General features: G+C 72.8%; 14 protein-coding genes. 10 read left to right on the top strand and 4 right to left on the bottom strand.

Going from position 1 to position 18000, the window contains the following annotated elements; translation table 11 throughout:
* Positions 1–26: 26 nt before the first annotated feature.
* The 4 genes from Actob_RS27430 (at position 27) to Actob_RS27415 (ending at position 3425) form a co-directional block, all read left to right on the top strand.
* A complete protein-coding gene (locus tag Actob_RS27430) occupies positions 27–1184 on the top strand; it encodes an acyltransferase family protein (protein WP_284914714.1) in 1158 nt (385 codons plus the stop codon).
* The gene (locus tag Actob_RS27425) at positions 1181–1819 is read left to right on the top strand and encodes an RNA polymerase sigma factor (RefSeq protein ID WP_284914713.1); all 639 of its coding nucleotides are present in this window, start codon (positions 1181–1183) and stop codon (positions 1817–1819) included. Before Actob_RS27430 ends, Actob_RS27425 begins: the two co-directional genes overlap by 4 nt.
* Positions 1816–2607 (top strand): hypothetical protein, encoded by a 792-nt coding sequence (locus tag Actob_RS27420; protein ID WP_284914712.1) that lies wholly within the window; start codon positions 1816–1818, stop codon positions 2605–2607. The genes Actob_RS27425 and Actob_RS27420 overlap by 4 nt, the downstream gene beginning before the upstream one ends.
* Positions 2608–2771: 164 nt before the next feature.
* Positions 2772–3425 carry a fasciclin domain-containing protein gene (locus Actob_RS27415; protein WP_284914711.1) on the top strand — a complete coding sequence of 218 codons (654 nt, stop codon included), beginning with the start codon at positions 2772–2774 and terminating at the stop codon, positions 3423–3425.
* Between the two features lie 155 nt (positions 3426–3580).
* Here Actob_RS27415 and Actob_RS27410 read toward each other — a convergent pair whose 3' ends face one another.
* A complete protein-coding gene (locus Actob_RS27410; RefSeq protein WP_284914710.1) occupies positions 3581–4726 on the bottom strand; it encodes a polyprenyl synthetase family protein in 1146 nt (381 codons plus the stop codon).
* A 44-nt stretch (positions 4727–4770) separates the two neighbouring features.
* Positions 4771–6360, bottom strand: a complete 1590-nt coding sequence (locus Actob_RS27405) for an MFS transporter (RefSeq protein ID WP_284914709.1) — start codon at positions 6358–6360, stop codon at positions 4771–4773.
* Between the two features lie 59 nt (positions 6361–6419).
* Here Actob_RS27405 and Actob_RS27400 point away from each other — a divergent pair, with 59 nt between their 5' ends.
* The 6 genes from Actob_RS27400 to Actob_RS27375 all read left to right on the top strand — a co-directional run bounded on the left by Actob_RS27400 (position 6420) and on the right by Actob_RS27375 (position 14489).
* Positions 6420–6923, top strand: coding sequence for a MarR family winged helix-turn-helix transcriptional regulator (locus Actob_RS27400; RefSeq protein ID WP_284914708.1), 504 nt, complete (start codon positions 6420–6422; stop codon positions 6921–6923).
* Positions 6924–7143: 220 nt separating this feature from the next.
* Entirely contained in the window at positions 7144–9129 is a 1986-nt protein-coding gene (locus tag Actob_RS27395; RefSeq protein WP_284914707.1) for a cellulase family glycosylhydrolase, read from the top strand.
* Positions 9130–9574: 445 nt separating this feature from the next.
* Positions 9575–11122 (top strand): helix-turn-helix domain-containing protein, encoded by a 1548-nt coding sequence (locus tag Actob_RS27390; protein WP_284914706.1) that lies wholly within the window; start codon positions 9575–9577, stop codon positions 11120–11122.
* 134 nt (positions 11123–11256) lie between these two features.
* Positions 11257–12804, top strand: coding sequence for a TrkH family potassium uptake protein (locus tag Actob_RS27385; RefSeq protein WP_284914705.1), 1548 nt, complete (start codon positions 11257–11259; stop codon positions 12802–12804).
* Positions 12797–13462, top strand: a complete 666-nt coding sequence (locus Actob_RS27380; RefSeq protein ID WP_284914704.1) for a potassium channel family protein — start codon at positions 12797–12799, stop codon at positions 13460–13462. The genes Actob_RS27385 and Actob_RS27380 overlap by 8 nt, the downstream gene beginning before the upstream one ends.
* A gap of 136 nt (positions 13463–13598) precedes the next feature.
* Positions 13599–14489 (top strand): S1 family peptidase, encoded by an 891-nt coding sequence (locus tag Actob_RS27375; protein ID WP_284914703.1) that lies wholly within the window; start codon positions 13599–13601, stop codon positions 14487–14489.
* A 76-nt stretch (positions 14490–14565) separates the two neighbouring features.
* On the opposite strand, the gene Actob_RS27370 is transcribed toward Actob_RS27375, so the two are convergent.
* Together Actob_RS27370 and Actob_RS27365 are read right to left on the bottom strand one after the other, a co-directional pair.
* Positions 14566–15990 carry an FAD-dependent monooxygenase gene (locus tag Actob_RS27370; protein ID WP_284914702.1) on the bottom strand — a complete coding sequence of 475 codons (1425 nt, stop codon included), beginning with the start codon at positions 15988–15990 and terminating at the stop codon, positions 14566–14568.
* A gap of 299 nt (positions 15991–16289) precedes the next feature.
* A complete protein-coding gene (locus tag Actob_RS27365; RefSeq protein ID WP_284914701.1) occupies positions 16290–17813 on the bottom strand; it encodes a sigma-70 family RNA polymerase sigma factor in 1524 nt (507 codons plus the stop codon).
* Between the last annotated feature and the right edge of the window lie 187 nt (positions 17814–18000).

The following is an 18000-nucleotide window of genomic DNA, read 5'->3' as shown; positions in this document are numbered from 1 at the left end:
CGCATCCCGACCGTGAGGAGCAGCCCATGACCACAGTCACCCGTGCCCGCCCGGCCCCACTCGCGCCGGACGGCGCCAGACCGGGCCGGCGGGCACCGCGACTGGTCGCGCTGGACGGCCTGCGCCTGCTGTGCGCGCTGGCCGTGGCGGGGTACCACTTCGGCGACTCGTGGTGGCTGGACGGGGTGCATCCGCCGGCGTACCACCTTCCGGCGGCGGCGCCGGTGCTGATCTACGGCTTCCTCGGCGTCGAGGCGTTCTTCCTGATCAGCGGGTTCGTGATCCTGATGAGCGGGTGGGGTCGCACGGTCCGCCAGTTCGCCGCGTCCCGGGCGGCGCGGCTCTACCCGGCCTTCTGGGCCGGTGTGCTGATCACCACAGTGGTGACGGCGGTGCTCCCGATCGACGGCGGGCTGCCGTTCGCCCGCCTGCCCGGCCGCGGCGACGTACTGGTCAACCTCACCATGCTGGCGGAACCGCTGAACACGCCGCTGGTCGACACCGTGTACTGGACCCTCTGGTGCGAGTTGCGCTTCTACCTGATCGTCGCGTGCCTGATCGCCGGTGGGCTCACCGACCGGCGGGTGAAGGTGTTCGCCACCGGATGGCTGCTGGCCGCGCTCGTGCTGCCCGCCTTCCCGGGCGCCGTGCTGGCCCAGGTGGTCATGCCGGACTTCGCGCCCTACTTCATCGCCGGGATGACGATGTTCCTGCTCCGCCGCAACCGGCGGGACCCGTGGCTGTGGGGACTGCTGGCCGCCTGCTGGCTGTTCGCCCTGCACCTGGTGCACCAGCGGGCGCTCGACCTCAAACCCGGTTTCCCCGTGCCGGCCTGGCCCGCGCCGCTGGCGCTCACCGTGGTGTTCCTCATCCTGCTCGCCGTCGCGCTGGGCGCCACCGACCGGCTGACACTGCGCGGCCTCGGTACGGCGGGCGCCCTGACGTATCCGTTCTACCTGCTGCACCAGCGGGCCGGATACAGCCTGATCCGCACCCTGCACACCGAGACGGGATGGCGGCCGAGTCTGGTCATCGGCTGCGTCGTGGGGATACTGCTGGGCACGGCCTGGGTGGTCCATCGTCTCGTCGAGCGCCCGCTGGCTCCCCGGCTCCGGAGGATCCTGGGCGGCCGGCCGGAAAAAGATGTAGCAGTCGCGGCCCTGCCGAACATGAGGGGACTATGAGACCACCACCCGCGGACACCGAGGCCGCCTACCGGGAGCTGTTCGAGGCGGCGTACGACGACCTCCTGTGCTTCGTCGAGCGCCGCCTGCATCCAGCCGTCGCCGACGACGTGGTGGCCGAGGTCTTCCTCACCGCGTGGCGGCGCTTCGACGACGTGCCGCGCCCGCTCGACGAGGCTCGCGCCTGGCTGTTCACCACCGCGCACAACATGCTGCGCAACCGGCTGCGCAGCGACCAGCGGCAGCAGAACCTCACGCTGCGGATCCTGCGGGAGCCGGAGCACCCCGGGCGCCTCGAGGCCGACGCGGTCGCCGCCCGGGTCGACCTGCGCCGGGCGTGGGACCGGCTGCCGGGCAAGGACCAGGAAGCGCTCACACTGACCGTTTTCGAGGGACTCACCGGAGCGCAGGCGGCCCGGCTGCTGAACATCTCCCGGCCGGCGTTCAGCCTGCGGCTGCTCCGGGCGCGCCGGCGCCTGCAGCACCTGCTGCGCCCGCGGTCCGAGCCGGACACCGCGGTCGCCGATCCCGCGCCGCCGGCCCGGTCGGCCGCGCTCGCTGATTCCACGCCGCCGGCCCGGTCCGCCGGTCCCACGCCGTCCACCCGGCCCACCACCGCAGGAGCATCCGCATGATGCACGACCGTCAGCTCGATGAGGCGCTGCGCGACGCCGCCCAGCCGGTCGCGGCCCGGGTGCAGGCGCCGTCCGCCCGGAAACTGCTCGACGAGATCGTCCGCAGCGATCCGGCCGTGCCGGCCGCACCCGTCGCGATGCGAGCCGCGCGCCGCCGGCCGCTCCTGGTGACGGCGGGCGCGGCGCTCGCCCTGACCGCCGCCGCCGTGGTGACCGTGAACGGCATCCAGGCCGACAGCGCGTACGCCTCCTGGACCCCGGAGCCGAGCCCGCTGCCCGCCGCTGAGGCTCAGCTGATCGTCGACCGGTGCCTCCCCGCGCCGGGCTCGGCGGGCTCGCGCGTGGTCATCGGTGAGCGGCGCGGGGACTACGCGTACGTCAACGTGCTGACCGCCGAGGGCAGCATCACCTGCTTCCGCGACCACGACGGCCGGGTGCGCGACACCAGCGTCCTCGCCAGCCCGGTCGACGCCGCCCGTCTCGGCGCCAAGGGCGTCGAGCTCTACGCGTGGCCGCAGCTGCACACCGCGGAGGGTTACGCCCGGCTGATGGCCGGACGCCTCGGCTCCCAGGTCACCGCCGTCGAGATCACCGTCCGGGGGGCGAGCGGCGACGTCGTGCGCACGGTCCAGGCGACGGTCCACGGTGGATTCTTCGCCGCCTGGTATCCGGAGCCGCTCGCGCAGGCCGACACGGACACCACGTCGCTGACGCTCCGGCTCGGCGACGGCGGCACCGTCGGCGGCCTGAGCGCCAGCGACCTCATGGACGAGCCGAAATTGGACTGACCGCGACGGCGCGGCCGGCCGCGTTGCCGCAGACGCCGGATCGACAAGAGATTGCCGCGTGGAATTCTCGTCCACTGAGTGCATCCATCCGGCGGGACCGGCGCGAAGTACGGGTGTGGCTGTTGGAGCCACCACCCGTACTTCGATCGGAAAGAGGCTTGAAGATGAGGTTCACCCGTCTCGGTAAGCAGGCCGTCGCCGTCGCCGGCGCCGCGATCGTCGCCTCCGCCCTGGCCGCGGCGCCCGCGCAGGCGACCGGCACGAAGCCGCTCAAGACCAGGTCCCTCGCCGCGGTGCTGACCGCCGACAAGAGCGGCTTCGACCACAACGGCCACGACTACGACATCCTCACCGCCGCGGTGCGGGCCGTGCTCAAGGCCAAGCCGGGCAGCAAGGTCGCCGTCCTGGCCGACGGCAAGACCGCCCTGACCGCCTTCCTGCCCAACGACCGGGCGTTCGAGCTGCTCGTCAAGGACATCACCAAGGCCAAGCGGCTGCCGGGCGAGAAGAAGGCGTTCACGGCGGTCGCCGGCCTCGGCATCGACACGGTGGAGGCGGTGCTTCTGTACCACGTGGTGCCGGGCGCCACGATCACCAAGAAGGCCGCGCTCAAGTCCGACAACGCCAAGCTGGCCACCGCGGCCGGCGCGACGATCAAGGTGAACGTCTACGGGCCCCGGTGGCACAAGCGGATCAGCCTGATCGACGCCGACCGCAGCGACCGCAACCCGCGCATCAACCGCTTCGACATCAACAAGGGCAACCGCCAGATCGCGCACGGCATCGACCGCGTCCTGCGGCCGATCAACCTGCCCTGATCGGTACCGCCGGCCCGGCCCGGGCGTGAGCCGCGGCTCACGCCCGGGCCGCTGTGCGCGCGGACCGGGCGAAAGCGGACAGCGGCAACCCCGGCCCGGTGACGTCAACGCCGGAGCGCTGCTGTCGAGCACCCGCGACGGGGTGACCAGCAGGGTCAGCGGACCCGGTCGATGGCCGCCCGGCCCAGTGCGAGCAGCATGGCGCGGCTCCGCTCGTCGCACTCGGTGCTGTCCAGCGCGGTCAGCGACCGGCCTAGCAGTTCCTGGATCAGGTCCTCGACCGCCGCCGCGGCACCCGTCTCGGTGATGACCTCCCGCAGAACGTCGATGCCGGCGACGTCGAGGTCGCTGTTGCCGAGCAGCGACGACAACACCTTTTCCTGTACGGCGTCGGCCCGGTCGAAGGCCAGCGCCACGAGCACCGTGCGCTTGCCCTCGCGCAGATCGTCGCCGGCGGGCTTGCCGGTGCGCTCGGTGTCGCCGAAGACTCCGAGCATGTCGTCGCGCAGCTGGAACGCCTCGCCGAGCGGCAGGCCGAACGCCGAGAAGCAGGCCAGCAGCCGCTCGTCGGCCCCGGCGAGCCGGCCGCCGAGCAGCAACGGGTGCTCGACGGTGTACTTGGCGCTCTTGTAGCGCACCACCCGGCGGGCGCGTTCGAGAGCGCCCGGGTGATGCCGGCCCGCACCCGCCTGGTCCAGGACGTCGAGGTACTGCCCGCCCATCAGCTGGGTGCGCATCCGGTCGAAGACGCCGCGCCCGCGGGCGAGCGCCGCCGGGTCCAGCCCGCTGCCCGCGTAGAGCGCGTCACTCCAGGTCAGGCACAGGTCGCCGGCGAGCACGGCGGCGGAGGTCCCGAAGTGCTCGGCGTCGGTGCTCCAGCCGTTGCCGCGATGCAGGCCGGCGAACCGGCGGTGCATCGACGGAGCGCCCCGGCGGGTGTCCGAACCGTCCATGATGTCGTCGTGAATCAGGGCGGCCGCCTGCAGGAACTCCAGCGCCGTCGCGGCGGTCACGACGGCGGTGGCGTCGGGTGAGCCGGCCGCCCGCCAGCCCCAGTAGCAGAAGGCGGCGCGCAGGCGTTTGCCGCCGGCCATCAGCTCCGCCACGTACCGCACGAGCGTTGCGCAGTCGTCGCTGACCTCGGCGAGCACCCGCGCCTGCTCGTCGAGGAACCGCTCGACGGTGGCGTGGATCCGGCTGCGCAGTCGCTCGGACTCCAGGGGCGAGTCGTGGTGGTCGCGGACGCCGTCGCCGGGCAGTGCCGGGTCGCCGGCCGGTGCTTCGGGAGAGGGTGGGTGCATGGGGCGCGGGCCTTCCGTGGGGAGGGATGCGTCGGCGCTGACTGTCACGGGGTGCCGCGCTGCTCGCCGCGGGTCAGGCGGGCCGAGGCGAGCAGTCCGACCAGCAGGAAGCCGGCGGCGGTGAACGCCGTCCATCGGGTCGCGGTGGACAGCGCCTGCCGGGCGTCCGCGGCCAGCGGCGCGCTGCGCGGGTCGGCGGCCAGCGCGGGGATCGCCGCGCCCGCGCTGTCCTGCACGGCGCTGACGACGGCGGCTCGCTGCTGCCCGCTCAGCTCACGCTCGCCGGGCGCGGTGTCGAGGTGACCGGCCAGGGTGCTGAACAACACGGTACCCAGCACCGCGATGCCCAATGCCGAGCCGAGCTGCCGGGTGGTGCTCTGCGTGCCGGAGGCCTGGCCGCTCATCCGCACCGGCACGTCGGCCAGCACCACTCCGGTGATCTGGGCGGTGGCCAGGCCGACGCCCAGGCCGTAGAGCAGCAGCGTGACCGTCGTGTTCCACCAGGCGGTGCCGGGCGCGGCGACGAGCCCGACGCCGGCGATGCCGGCGATCTCCAGGAGGATGCCCAGGCGTACCACGAAGATCGGTCCTTTCGCGGCGGTCAGCTTGGTCGCCAGCCCGCTGGCCAGGAAGCTGCCGGCGGCCAGCGGCAGCAGCGCCAGCCCGGTCTCGAACGCGCTGTAGCCGTGCGCGTTCTGCAGCCACAGCGGCAGCGCGAACAGCAGCCCGAACTCGCCGAGGCTGACGACCGCGGCCACCAGGTTCCCGTTGCGGAACGACGGGATGGCGAACAGCGTCAGGTCGAGCAGGACCGGTTTGCCGGCGGCGCCGCGCCGGCGCTCCAGCCGGAGGAAGCAGAGCAGTCCGGCGGCGGCCACCGCGAGGGCCACCGGCACCGGCGAGAGCCGGGCGGTCCAGGGCAGGCCCGCGACGTCCACGGTGGCGATGCGGATGAACCAGCCGTAGGTGCGGCCCTCGATCAAGGCGAACACCAGGCAGGCGAGGGTGATCACGGAGAGTGTCGCGCCGGCCCAGTCGTTGCCGCGCCGGCGATCCGGATCACGGAACTCGGCCAGCGCCAGCGGCGCGGCGGCCAGCAGCAGCACGCCGAGCGGGATGTTGATGCCGAAGGCCCAGCGCCAGGACAGCTCGGTGGTCAGCCAGCCGCCGAGCAGTGGCCCGAGCGCCGCGGTGCCGCCGATGGTGGAGCCCCAGACGGCAAACGCGATACCGCGGTCGCGGCCGGTAAACGTGGCGTTGAGCAGCGACAACGACGTCGGTAGCAGCATGGCGCCGCCGATGCCCTGCACCAGGCGGCAGGCGATCAGAGCCGGCGGGGTGGGCGCTGCCGCGCAGCCGACGCTGCCGAGCACGAAGACGGCGACGCCTGCCATGAAGAGTTTGCGCCGGCCCGTACGGTCCGCTGCCCGGCCGGCCACCAGCAGCAGTGCCGCCAGCACGACCGTGTAGGACTCCTGGATCCACTGCGCGTCGCTGGAGGTCGCGTCGAGGTCCTCGATGATCGAGGGAACAGCGACGTTCACGATCGTGGCGTCCACGATGATCATCGCGACCCCCAGGCTGACCACGAGCAGACCGAGCCAGCGGCGCCGGGTATTCGTCTCTGCTGTCATGAATCTCGTTATACAAGTATTTAGAAAAACTTGCTACCTGGCTGTCTTATGATAAGGGCATGAGCGCCGAGCGGCACGGTCCCAGCCAGCTGGCCCTGGCCATCCGAGAGATGTTGCAGGCCAACAGCGAGGCGACGCACCGCCTCGCCGAGCGGCTGGGCATCGGCCTCACCGACGCCGCCGCTCTGGACCACCTGCTCAGCAGCGAGGGCGGACTGGGCCCCTCGGACCTCGGACGGCGTCTGGGTATCCGCTCCGCGTCGGCGACGACCCTCGTCGACCGGCTGCACGCCGCCGGCCATGTCCGGCGGGTGCCGCACCCCTCGGACCGGCGCCGGCAGTCCGTGGTGGCCACCGATCACGCGCGGGACGAAGCGTTCGCCGCCCTCAAGCCCCTGCTGGACCGGGTCGAGGAGGAGGTCGCGCGGCTGAGCCCCGAGCAGGCCGCGACCACCACCGCGTTCCTGCGCCAGGTCACCGCGGCGCTGCGCGATTACGCCGCCGGGCACCCGCTCGCGCCCGGGGAGCCGGCCTCGATGGCCGGCCGTCAGTCCGGGTCGTGAGGCACCGGCCGGTGCCGCGCCGTCCCTCAAGTTAAGCCGCTTAAGATAAGGCTGCGCGCCGTGTCCGGGCAAGCGTTCCGGGCCGAATCGCCTCCATCCGCCTGTTTGCGCGTGCCTCCGCCGTACTGCGCGTTGCCGCTGTTTGACGGCTTAATTAAGCCGCTTTAGATTGCGTAGCGCTGCAGAAACATCGATGTGTCACCCCTCGTGCGGAGGCGATATGAAGATGCCGGCAACGGTGCGACAACGATGCACCGCCCTTCTCGCGCTGCTGTTGGCAGCTCTGGGCGCCGCGACGGTCCCCGAGCCCGCCACCGCTGCCGCGTCGCCGTTCGTGACCCGGTCCGGCGGCGCCCTGACCCTGCACGGCAAACCGTTCCGTTTCGCCGGGACGAACAACTACTACCTGCACTACCAGTCCGCCGTGGCCCGCGACAACGTGCTCGACAAGGCGGCCGCGTCCGGGTTCGCGGTGGTGCGCACCTGGGGCTGGTTCGACACCGGCGCGGCGGACGGCAGCGATCCCACAGCGGGCAGCCAGAACGGCGTCTACCTGCAGTACTGGGACGGCTCCGGGCATCCGAAGTACAACGACGGCGCGGACGGCCTCGAGCGCCTCGACGCGGTGATCGCCCGCGCCGCCCACGACGGCCTCAAGCTGGTCATCCCGTTCACCAACAACTGGGCCGACTTCGGCGGCATGGACAGGTACGTCGCCTGGGCCGGCCTCGGTCACCACGACGACTTCTACACCGACGCCCGGATCCGGGGCTGGTACCGCGACTACCTCGCGCACCTGCTCGAACGGACCAACACCATCACCGGCGTCAAGTACAAGAACGACCCGACGATCATGACGTGGGAGCTGGCCAACGAGCCGCGCTGCGTCGGCTCCGGCGGGTACCCGCGATCGTCCGGCTGCGACACCGGCACGATCACCGCCTGGGCCGACGAGATGTCCACCTTCATCCGGTCGGTCGACAGCCGGCACCTGATCAGCGTCGGCGACGAAGGCTTCTTCGCCGATCGGCCCGGCGGTGACGACTGGACCCGCAACGGGGGAGAGGGCGTCGACACCGTACGCCTGGGCCGGCTCAAGAACATCGACGTGCTCAGCTACCACCTGTACCCCGACGGCTGGGGCAAGACCGCCGACTGGGGCACCCAGTGGATCATCGAGCACGCCAGGGCGGCCCGGCAGCTCGGCAAGCCGGTCATGCTCGGCGAGTTCGGCTACCGCGACAAGGCCACCCGCAACACCGTCTACCAGCGCTGGACCGACGCCGCCTGGGCCTCGGGCACCAACGGCGCCCTCTACTGGATCCTGTCCGACCGGCTCGACGACGGCAGCCTCTACGGCGACTACGACGGCTTCACCGTCTACTGCCCCAGCCCGGTGTGCACCACGATCGGGAACTTCGCCCGCCGGATGCGCGGCACCGGACGCACCTTCGCCCCGGTCGCCGACGACGACACCGGCACCACCGATTTCGGTACGGACGTGAGCGTCCCCGCGACCGCCAACGACATCGCCTACCTGCCGGCGCGCCGGGTGAATCCGCGCACCGTCGACCTCGACCCCGGCCGGGGTGGCCGCCAGGTGACGATCACCGTCCCCGGCGGAACGTTCACCGCACGCCCGGACGGGACGGTCGGCTTCTCGCCGGCGCCCGGCTTCGCGGGACGGGCGGTGGTGGCGTACACCGTGCGGGACGACCTGGGCCGTACCTCGAACCGGGCCGCCGTCACGGTGACCGTCAAACCGCTGCCGCGCCCGGCCGAGACCCTCTTCGACTTCGAGACCGGGGTACAGGGCTGGGCGCCGGCCGCCTTCGATCCGGGAGCCGGCACCACCGCCGTCACCACCGCTTTCCACGCCGACGGCGGGCAGGGCCTGCGCCTGACCGGCACCGCGGGCGGCTGGTTCGGTGCGCCACTGCCGGAGCCTGCCGACCTGGGCACCCGGGCCGCGCTGAGCTTCGCCTCCCCGTCGGCCAACGGATCGTTCGCGGTCTCCTTCCAGACCGGCCCGGACAGCGTGTGGTGCCAGGGCGACGCCCGGCCGGACCCGGGCCGCGCCGGTGTCTTCGTCCTCGACCTGACAGCCGTCGCGCCCGGCTGTCCCGGCCTGTCCGACGTGCGGACCGTCAACCTCTACATCGGTGGCAACCAGACCCAGGACATCGACGCCGTGACCGTCAGCTGACCGCGGCGATCCGATCCGCCCGTTGCGCCGGCGCCGGCCCGGGTGCGTCTGCTCGGCAGGCGTGCCCGGGCGCCGCCGCCACACGGGCAACGCCGCGCAACCGGCCGCCTTCGCCCTCGACGGCATCCCCCCGCACCGTGGTCCGACGGGGTGGCGGGACTCCACGCGCCGCGGCGGCTCGCGACCGATGCATCGGAGTCGATGGTTGTCGCACTGGCTGTGCGGCGGCTAGTCGCGCGTCATGCGACAAGCTGACAACGACTCACCATCGTCATCGGCGTCGGCTGGAGCGCCGAATGTCACCGATCGGGGTCGTACACGGGACGTCGGCCGTACCCCGCAGGGGTGCGACCGCAACCCGGGGGCGACCGTGACACGAGAGGCAGAGGCGGCTATGCGCCCCACGGGCGACGTGTCAGGCAGGGCCGATTCGGGCGGGGCCGCGATGCCGGACCCCGGCGAGCCGGCGCCCGGAGCCGCGGTGCCGCCGGCCGGCCGTGGTGACGCGAGCGGCGACCGGCCGGCCGGCATGGCCGAGGCGGCGACCTGGTGGGACCTGCAGGACGAGATGGCCGAGCAGTTCCTCGGGCTGCGGCACGACGCGGGGGAGTGCGCCCGGGTCGAGCAGTTCGCGCTGCGGCCGCCGGAGCCGGGAAACGGCCGATCACACCCCTTCGGTGGGGATGGCGGCACCTTCCCGCACCAGGCGCTGCTCGACGGGCTCACCGTGCCGCCGCCGGCCGTGGATCAGCATCTGAGCACCGCCGGTGACAGCGAGGACACGCTGCCGCCGGGTTCCCGGATCGCCCGGTGGCGGGTGCTCCGCGGGCTGTCGCAGCTGACCTTCGCCTACCGGATGAACCGGCCGCTGGCCTGGGTGATCGCTGTCGAACAGGATTTCGACCGGCTCGACACGATCGAGGTGGCCCGGCAGATCGCCGATGTGCTGCAGGTCGACGTACCGCTGCTGATGGGCCGGGATCCGCAGGGCCCGCCGGACACCGCCTTCATCGACGACGCGGTCGTCGAGCAGGTGCACACCGCGCTGGAGCACGGCAACGATCCGTTGCGCGCCTTCGTGCCGCCCGAGGTCGCGGCCCGGTCGCTGGCCGAACTGGCGGTCGCGGTTCGCGACGCGTGGCAGGCGTACGAGGACGCCGAGTACCGCGCGCTGCTGGGAGTCCTGCCGCGGCTGCTGCGGATGGTCGACATCTCGGACAGCAGCCGGACCGGCGGGCGGGACGCCGCGGAGGCGGCACGCCAGCTCAGTCAGGTTTACCAGGTGACGGCGGCCGTACTGCGGAAGATCGGCCTGCCCGCCCTCGGGCGGCTCGCCGCCGACCGGGCGGTCGAGGCCGCGATCCGGGGGGAGGACGTGCTGCTGGTGGCCGCCGCGGCGGGCCGGTGCGCCCAGCTGCTGATGGTGATGGGCCGCGACGTGCAGTCCGTGCGGCTGAGCCGGCTGGCCGCGACGCGTCTCGCCGAGGCGGGCCTGACCAGTCCCGCGGCGCGTGCGGTGTACGGCTCGCTGCTGTTGCGGACCGCGACCGCCGCCGCCCGGCTCGGCCGGCCGGCGGCGGTCCGTCTCCTGCTGGCCGCCGCCGACCGGGTCGCCGAGCCGTTCGGTCTCGCCACCGACCACTACCGGACCTGCTTCAACCCGGTGACCGTCCAGCTGTGCCGGGTGGCGACGGCGGTCGAGCTGGGTGACGGCGCGCGGGCTGTCGAAGGGCACCGGCGGTTCGACCCGTCGGACCTGGCGGCGCTGCCGGCCGGGCGACGCGCGGCTCACCATCTCGCGCTGGCCCGGGCCTACCTGCAGATCAGTGATCTCGACCGGGCCGGGCGGGCGTTGCTGACCAGTGCCCACCACGCCGGTGACGAGATCCGCTCCCCGTTCGGCCGGGTGATCACCGCCGACGTGCTCCGGCAGGCCCGGGTGCGGGCACCGGCCATGGCGACCCGGCTGGAACGGCTCTTCGAGACCTGCTGACGGCCCGCCGGCCGGCGGGCCGGCGCGGGCCGGCGGCGACCTCAGGTTCCGGCGCTCCTCGGATACGGGCCGTCCACGCATGCGACGATCATGACGATGAGTGACGGGCTGATCGCGCGGTGACGGAGTCGGCGGTGGGGCAACTCCTGCTGGGCCTGCTCCTGCTGGCAGCCGTCTTCCTGGCATCCGGGATAGGCATCGCGGTCCTGCTCTGGACGCCGCTGGTGGTTCCCCGGCCGGGGCCGGCCCGCGGCGACACGGCGGCGCTGCGCGCGCGGCTGCTCGCCGCGGCGGCCCGGGGCTGGCGGCGAGCCCGCACCGGCCGGTCGCTCACCCTGGCGAGCGCCTGGCTGTCCCGGGCGGTGGCGCATCCGGCACGGCTGGTGATGCTCGGATTCGCCGGCGCGGTGGTCGGCGGGGCGCTGCTGTTGCGGTTGCCGTTCGCCACCGAGTCCGGCCACGGCGCCTCCGTGATGACCGCCCTGTTCACCTCGACCTCGGCGGTCTGCGTGACCGGCCTGGCCGTCGTGGACACCGGAACCTACTGGTCCGCCTTCGGGCAGCTGACCATCCTGCTGCTGGTCCAGATCGGCGGCGTGGGCATCATGACGCTGGCCTCCCTGCTGGGGCTGCTGGTCGCCCGCCGGCTCCGGATGCGCCTGCGACTGGGCGCCCAGGCGGAGACCCGGGCGCTGGGCGTCGGTGAGGTACGCCAGGTCGTGCTCAACGTGCTGCGGATCAGCCTGCTCGTCGAACTGGCGGTCGCCGCCGTGCTGACGCTGCGCTTCGTGCAGGGTTACCACACCGGCCTGCGGCACGGCGCCTACCTCGGGTTCTTCCACGCCGTGTCGGCATTCAACAACGCCGGCTTCGGCCTCTACCCGGACTCGCTGGTGCGCTTCGCCGGTGATCCGCTGATCTGCCTGCCGATCGACGTCGCCATCATGGTGGGCGCCCTGGGCTTCCCGGTACTGGCCGAACTGCGCCGGGAATTCCGCACCCCGCGACGCTGGTCACTGCACACCAAGATCACTGTGGGAATGTCGGCTCTGCTCCTCGCCGGCGGCTGGCTCGCGATCGCCGCGACCGAGTGGACCAACGCCGCCACCCTCGGCCGGCTCGGACTCGCCGACAAATTCCTGGCCAGCCTCACCACCGCGGTGATGCCCCGCACCGCCGGCTTCAACAGCGTCGACATCGCCGGCATGCGCGACGTCACGCTGCTGGTCCAGGACGTGCTCATGTTCATCGGAGGTGGCAGCGCCGGCACCGCGGGCGGCATCAAGGTCACCACCTTCGCGGTCCTCGGGTTCGTGATCGTCGCGGAGATCCGGGGTGAGCCCTCGGTACACGCGCTGGGCCGCAGACTGCCCTCCGCCGTCCAGCGTCAAGCCCTGACGATCGCGCTGCTCGGGATCGCCGCTGTCGGCGTGTCCACGGTCGTCCTGCTCGCGCTGACCCCGTTCACCCTGGACGCCGTGCTGCTCGAGACCACGTCGGCGTTCGCCACCGTGGGCCTGTCGACAGGGATCACCGCGCGGGTCGGCGTCGCCGGGCAGAGCATCCTGATCCTGCTGATGTTCATCGGCCGGCTCGGACCCATCACCGCGGTGACCGCGCTCGCGCTGCGCGAGCGGACCCGCCGCTACGAGAGAGCTGAGGAGCGACCCATCGTTGGCTAGAACATCCACCGACCGCCGCATCGCCGTGCTCGGGCTCGGCCGATTCGGCGGCTCGCTCGCCGTCGAGATGGTCCGCCGGGGCTGGGAGGTCACCGGCATCGACGCCGGCGCCCAGGCCGTGCAGGCCTACGCCGACCGGCTGTCGCACACCGCTGTCGCCGACACCACCGACGAGGAGGCACTGCGCCAGCTGGGGGTGGCCGAGATGACCCACGCCGTCGTCGGGGTCGGCACCTTCCTGGAGGTGAGCATCCTGACCACCTCGCTGCTGGCCGATTTCGGGATACCCACCATCTGGGCGAAAGCGGTCAGCCGCCAGCACGCCCGCATCCTCGAACGCGTCGGCGCCCATCACGTCGTGCTGCCCGAGCACGAGATGGGCGAACGCGTCGCCCACCTGGTCACCGGCCACATCCTCAACTTCATCGAGTTCGAGGACGACTACGCCATCGTGAAGACCCGAGCCCCGCAGGAGGCGATAAACAGGACGCTCGCCGCCTCCGGGCTGCGGTCCAAATACGGCGTCACGGTGGTCTCCGTCAAACGCCCCGGGGAGCCGTTCACCTACGCCACCGCGGACACCCTGGTCTACGCCGGCGACATCCTCATCATCGCCGGTCGGACCCAGCAGGTGGAGGCGTTCGCCGACCTCGCGTGACAGCCGGGCGGTCCGGGAGCGACGCGGCGCCGGCCGGTGGATAAAAGTTCCATAAGTGCCGGCCTAACGACGGTGATATACCCGGTTCCGCAAGATGGCGGTGTCCTGTCCCGCCGAGCGTTGCGATGGTGCCCACTTGTTCCGTCTGCTGACGTACCTGTTCACGACCGTGGTGATCGTCCTGACCACCGCGCAGCCGGCCCACGCGATCGCCTACGGCGCCGACGTCCCCGACGGTGACTGGTCCTTCGCGGTGCGGCTCACCATGACCGGCATCCCGGCCGAGGACCAGGGCAGCCGGGACAGCTGGTGCTCGGGTGCGCTGGTCGCGCCGCGGTGGGTGATCACCGCCGGGCACTGTTTCCGCGAGGCGAACGGCGAGCGGGTCGCTCGTACCGTCGCGAAGAGGACCACCGCGACCGTCGGGCGGACCGTGCTGAGCGCTTCCGGCGGCCACCAGGTCGACGTCATCGGGGTCCGGCAGTCGGAGACCGCCGACGTGGCCCTCGCCGAGCTGGCCGAGCCGATCACCGACGTGACGCCGCTCGCGGTCGGCGACACCGCGCCGCGGGCCGGGGAGCGGGTCCGCCTGACCGGGTACGGCCTGGCCGGCACCGGCTCCGAGGTCCCGGACCGGCTGCAGACCGGTACGTTCGTCGTCGACCGGGTCGGTGACACGGTGCTGGAGATCTCCGGCCGCGCACCGCACCGGTACACCAGCGCCTGCCCGCACGACTCCGGCGGCGCCTACTTCCGGGAGAGCCCGCCGGTGCTGGTGGCCGTGGTCAGCAGCGGCCCGTCCTGCCCGCACGAGGGCGCCGACCTGAGCGCCCGCACCGACAACCTGGCCGGCTGGATCACCGGGACGATTCAGGGCCGGACCGGCCTGCTCGACGATCCGCGGATCCGGGTGGCCGGCGGCGCGGTGCTGCTGCTGATGCTGGTGGCCGCCGTGGCCGCGGCCCGCGCGCAGCGCAACCGCGACGACGCCGGCCGCCCGAAACACCGCGCCCCCAGCTGGACCTGACGCCGGGTGTGCCGCTGGGCGTCCGCCGGACGCCGGCGATCGCATGCCGGCCGACGACGGCCGGCATGCGACCCGGTCAGCCGACCGGCCCGCCGAACCAGCGGGTGAGCTGCTCGTCCAGGTCGCGCTGGTCGTCGCCGACCCAGGCGACATGCCCGTCCGGGCGCAGCAGCACCGCCGGAGCGTCCAGCGCCGCTGCCGGATCAGCGACCCGGTCGACCCGGTCCGACCAGCCGGCCGCGGTCAGCCGCTCGGTGCGGTCCAGCAGCAGCCCGCGACCGGCGTGCAGCAGATCGTAGAGGCAGCCACCCCGCACCTCGATGTCCCGCATCCGCCGGCCGAGCAGATCGGGCCCGTCGCCGAAGTCGTACCTGATGTCGACAGCCGTGATCTGTCTGAGCAAATAGCGGTTGACCACGTCGAAGTCCATCAGCCGGTCGAGCAGCCGGCGCATCGCCCGCGCCCCCGGCTCGTCCGCCAGCAGTGCCGTCTGGGCACGGGTGTTCTCCAGTACGTCCGCCGCCACCGGCTGCCGCTCCGCCTGATAACTGTCCAGCAGGGTGGCCGGCGCCCACCCGCGCACCTCGGCCGCCAGCTTCCAGCCGAGGTTGACGGCGTCCTGCACACCCAGGTTGAGCCCCTGCCCGCCGATCGGCGGATGGATGTGCGCGGCATCGCCGGCCAGCAGCACCCGGCCGACCCGATAGCGGTCGGCCAGCCGGGTGGCATCGCCGAAACGGGACAGCCAGCGCGGGGAGTGCATGCCGAAATCGGTGCCGGCGAGCGTCCGCGCATGCTCTTTGAATTCCTCGATGGTGGGCGGCGCGGTGCGCTCGCTGACCGCCGCGCCCGGAAGCACCACCCGGTAGAGGCCCGCACCGAACGGCGTCAGACTGAATCGTGGATCGGTCCGCTGCATGCCGGCGACCTGGGCGGCGAGCTCCGCCGCCGGCACGCCCACCTCCAGCTCGCCCATCAGCGTGTCGGACCGGGCCGGCTCGCCGGGGAAACCGATGCCCAGCAGTTTGCGGACGGTGCTGCGCGCCCCGTCGCAGCCGACCAGGAAACGCGACCGCAGCCGTGTCCCGTCGGCCAGTCCGACCGTCACCCCGTCGTCGTCCTGATCGACGGCGGCGACCGTGCAACCGCGCCGGACCTGCGCGCCCAGCGCGACAGCGTGCTCCTCGAGCAGACGAACGACGACCGGCTGCGGAATGCCCAGCAGGTAGGCGTGCGCGGAATCCAGATCCGCCGGAGCCGGTTTGCTGATCGCGGCGAAGAACCCGGCAGCCGGCCGTTGCCGCGCGTGGTCGCGAACGCGTTCCAGCAGCCCGCGCATGGCCAGCAGTTCGATGCTGCGAACGTGCAGGCCGACGATGCGGACGAACGATACCGGCTCGGTCTCGCTGTCCAGCACGAGAACCCGTACCTCGTGCAGCCGGAGTTCGGCGGCCAGCATCGCACCGGTCGGTCCGCACCCGGCAATGATCACGTCAAACATGTGGTGCCTTTCGGGAGTGGCGAGGCGCTCCCGGCGACACCTACGTCAATCGCCCAGCCGTGACAGCAAGGGGGAGCACCCACTTCGATACGACGGTCATGGGTCTCACCTCCTCGGGCGGTGTCACGGTCGACAGCAAGTTACAAGCCCCGGCACCGTCCCGTCCAGTCCGGGTGCCCGTCTCCGGACGGAGGTGGTGCCCGGTACCGCCGCTCACCGTCATCCGGGCCGGCGTCACCGGGCAGGTGTGGATGACGCGCGATGACCGGCGAGACACCCGGCTTCGCGGCTCGAGGGCCTCAGGACGCGGCCAGCGGCGGGCGGACCCGGAAGGCGCTCGCGGTCCGGAACTCGGGGGTGTCCTTGAGGTAGCCGATGCCGAGTTCGGTGCCGGTCCAGCGCAGGCAGAAGTCGGGATAGTTGGCCGACCGCAGCAGCACCGTCCCGGCGGTCGGGCCGGGCTTCGGGCAGTAGGTGGCGTCACCGCGGAAGACCGCCGTGCGCTCCGGGGCGCTGGTGCGTTCCCGCAGCTCGTAGTGGCGCAGGTAGCGGCCGTCGAGGGTGCGGAAGGAGAGGCAGGCCGGATCGGCGAGGCCGGCCACCGCGACGAAGGTGGCACGCCGCCGGCTCGGCCCGTCGCTGGTCGCGTCGACGCCGGCCACCGCCGCCTCGTCGGTCCGGTCGCCGGCGGTGAGGTAGCCGCCTCCGGCCCAGGCGAGCGACACGCGTCCGAGCGCGATGCCGCCGGCGGACGGCGACGCGACGGTGGACGGCGACGCGGCGGTGGTGGGCGGCGTGCCGATCGAGGGTGCGGCCGCCGGCGGCGTCCTGGACGGCCGGGCGACCGGCGGCGCGGTGATCGTGTCCGGCCGGTCCGGGGCGGGCCGGTGGACGATCGGGATGGCGACAGCGGTGGCCGCGGTGACCGCCGCGACGGCAGCGGCGAACGGGTGCGCGGCGATGACCTTGGTGACGGTGGCGGCCACGCCGGTGACCGGCGCGGCCCCGGCGACGCCGAGGGTGACGGCCTTCGCCAGGGTCGCCTCGGCGAAGCCGGCCGGCACCGCGAGGGCGGGCAGCCCGGCCAGCAGCCGCTCGGCCGGCACCCGGATGCCGGCGGCGGCACCGCATCGGCGGCAGGCCCGGGTGTGCCGGGCGACCCGCTTGCGCCACAGCGGGCTCGGCACGGCGTCCCAACCGGCGACGAGCGCGGTCAGCTCCGGGCAGCGTGGCGCGGCGGCCAGCGCGCCGACGACGCCGCGCGCCAGGTCGAGCTCCTCGCGCATCCGCTGGATGCGGACGCCGCAGTGGGCGACGCTGATGCCCAGGGTCGCGGCGATCTCGGGCCGGGTCATCCGGCCGGCGACCTCCTGCCACCAGAGCGCGAGCAACGCCCGGTCGCCCGGGTCGAGCCAGCGGGTGGCCTCGGCCACCTCGCGCCGTTGCCCGGACAGGGCCAGGCGCACCGCCGTCACGTCTTCCAGCTCCGCGCCCGGGTCGGGCCGGTCGGCTGCCTCGTCCAGCAGGGCGGCCTGCTGGTGTGCGCCGGCCCGCCGCTCCTGGTGTGTTCCCACCTGCCGGACCGCGATGGCGGTCAGCCACGGCCGGAAGCTGGCCGGCCGGCGGAGTGCGGGAAGTTTCCGGACGGCCCGCAGCATGGTCTCCTGGACCACGTCGTCGGTGTCCTCCCGGCGGCCGAGGGCGCGGCCGACGAGGTCGTAGATCAGTGGCAGGTGCCGGGCCACCAGCCGGTCGAGTGCCGCCCGGTCGCCCCGCTGCGCCGCGGTGACCAGCGTCGCCACCTCGTCGTCCACCATCGTCATCAACGCATACCTCTGTCCGGTCGGCGGGCCGCCCCGCCAGCGGGGAATGGTAACCCGGCCCGGGCTTTCCCGGAACGCCTTGCGGTCCCTCTCACGTCGGCTACAACCAGCTATCCCTTTCCTCCGCGAGGGTAATTTCAGCGAGATTTCAGAATTGCATCCCCGAAAAGTTGTTATGTGGCCGCGG

This window comes from Actinoplanes oblitus (genome assembly GCF_030252345.1).
Classification (GTDB): domain Bacteria; phylum Actinomycetota; class Actinomycetes; order Mycobacteriales; family Micromonosporaceae; genus Actinoplanes; species Actinoplanes oblitus.
This window is presented reverse-complemented; position numbering and strand designations above follow the sequence as displayed.

Excerpts from the sequence above, each read along its gene's own strand:
- Actob_RS27430 (WP_284914714.1), top strand. The coding sequence starts at position 27 with ATGACCACAGTCACCCGTGCCCGCCCGGCCCCACTCGCGCCGGACGGC.
- Actob_RS27405 (WP_284914709.1), bottom strand. The coding sequence starts at position 6,360 with ATGACAGCAGAGACGAATACCCGGCGCCGCTGGCTCGGTCTGCTCGTG.
- Actob_RS27420 (WP_284914712.1), top strand. The coding sequence starts at position 1,816 with ATGATGCACGACCGTCAGCTCGATGAGGCGCTGCGCGACGCCGCCCAG.
- Actob_RS27400 (WP_284914708.1), top strand. The coding sequence starts at position 6,420 with ATGAGCGCCGAGCGGCACGGTCCCAGCCAGCTGGCCCTGGCCATCCGA.
- Actob_RS27425 (WP_284914713.1), top strand. The coding sequence starts at position 1,181 with ATGAGACCACCACCCGCGGACACCGAGGCCGCCTACCGGGAGCTGTTC.
- Actob_RS27390 (WP_284914706.1), top strand. The coding sequence starts at position 9,575 with ATGCCGGACCCCGGCGAGCCGGCGCCCGGAGCCGCGGTGCCGCCGGCC.
- Actob_RS27415 (WP_284914711.1), top strand. The coding sequence starts at position 2,772 with ATGAGGTTCACCCGTCTCGGTAAGCAGGCCGTCGCCGTCGCCGGCGCC.
- Actob_RS27365 (WP_284914701.1), bottom strand. The coding sequence starts at position 17,813 with ATGACGATGGTGGACGACGAGGTGGCGACGCTGGTCACCGCGGCGCAG.
- Actob_RS27370 (WP_284914702.1), bottom strand. The coding sequence starts at position 15,990 with ATGTTTGACGTGATCATTGCCGGGTGCGGACCGACCGGTGCGATGCTG.
- Actob_RS27395 (WP_284914707.1), top strand. The coding sequence starts at position 7,144 with ATGAAGATGCCGGCAACGGTGCGACAACGATGCACCGCCCTTCTCGCG.
- Actob_RS27410 (WP_284914710.1), bottom strand. The coding sequence starts at position 4,726 with ATGCACCCACCCTCTCCCGAAGCACCGGCCGGCGACCCGGCACTGCCC.